At 56.1% G+C, this 1,292-nt stretch carries 1 protein-coding gene; it reads left to right on the top strand.

Annotated features, from left to right (window positions below):
* On the top strand, nt 1-1,292 hold a 1,292-nt coding region (locus ACTHS3_RS13490; RefSeq protein WP_440368193.1), incomplete at both ends, for a biotin--[acetyl-CoA-carboxylase] ligase.

The raw sequence follows: 1,292 nt of genomic DNA, 5'->3' as shown, positions 1-1,292 counted from the left end.
GGCCATATCCGCGGTTTGCTGCGCCAGCATGACGGGCAATGGCGCTTGGTGCGCCCTTTGGCTGTGTTTGCCGAAGAATCTCTGCAACAAATGGCCGGAAAACAGGGTTTTCGTGCGCAGTTGAAACACGAATGTTCGTCCAGCAACGATGAAATCATGGCATTGGCGCGCCAGTCGGCAGATTTGGCGCATAAGGCCTTGTGTGTGGCGCATTTCCAAACCAAAGGCCGCGGACGGCAAGGGCGAAGCTGGGTCAACCGACAGGGCGAATGTCTGATGTTCAGCCTGGGCTGGGCGTTTGATAAGCCGCAGTATGAGCTGGGTTCGCTGGCGTTGGTGGTGGCATTGGCCTGCCGCCGTGCGCTTGCCGATATCGGTTTGGACGTAAATATCAAGTGGCCGAACGATTTGGTCGTGGCCAACGATAAATTGGCCGGTATTTTGATTGAAACGGCGCGAGTAGAGAATAAGACTGTCGCCGTCATCGGCATCGGCATTAATTTTGTATTGCCGAAAGAAGTTGAAAATGCCACTTCCGTGCAGGCCTTGTTTCAGACGGCCTCTAAGCAGGGTGTAAGCGTCAAAACCTTGTTGAATGCGGTATTGGCGCAACTTGATGTGCTGTTGAACGAATACGCGCAAAACGGATTTGCATCATGTGTCGGCGAATACAATGCCGCCAACCGCGATACGGACAGACCGGTATTGCTGCTTCAGGAAGGACGCGTTGTTCACGAAGGCGTAGTCAAAGGCGTGGATGCGCAAGGTGCGTTGCGTTTGCAGACGGACAAGGGCGAGAAAACCATCGTCAGCGGCGAGATCAGCTTGCGTCCGGATAACCGTCCGGCACAACCTGCCGCCGCCAAGCCGGAACGCTTTTTGCTGCTGGACGGCGGCAACAGTCAGTTGAAATGGGCATGGGTGGAGAACGGCACATTTTCCGAAGTCGGCCGCGCGCCGTATCGTGATTTGGCCCAGCTGGGCGAAGAATGGCTGCAATTTGCCGATGACGATGTGAAGATTGTCGGTTGCGCCGTGTGCGGTTCGGTAAAAAAAGCGATGGTGGAAGAGCAATTAACCCGTCCGGTCGAATGGCTGTCTTCCATGCCGCAGGCTTTGGGTATCCGCAACCATTACCGCCGCCCTGAAGAACATGGCTCCGACCGTTGGTTTAATGCGCTGGGCAGCCGCCGCTTTACGCAAAACGCCTGCGTCGTCGTCAGCTGCGGCACCGCCGTAACCACCGACGCGCTGACGGAAGACAATCATTATCTCGGCGGCACCATCATGCC

This window comes from Neisseria sp. P0009.S007 (assembly GCF_051962515.1).
Note: the sequence above shows the minus strand (reverse complement) of the source record. Positions and strands in the feature narration are given on the sequence as shown.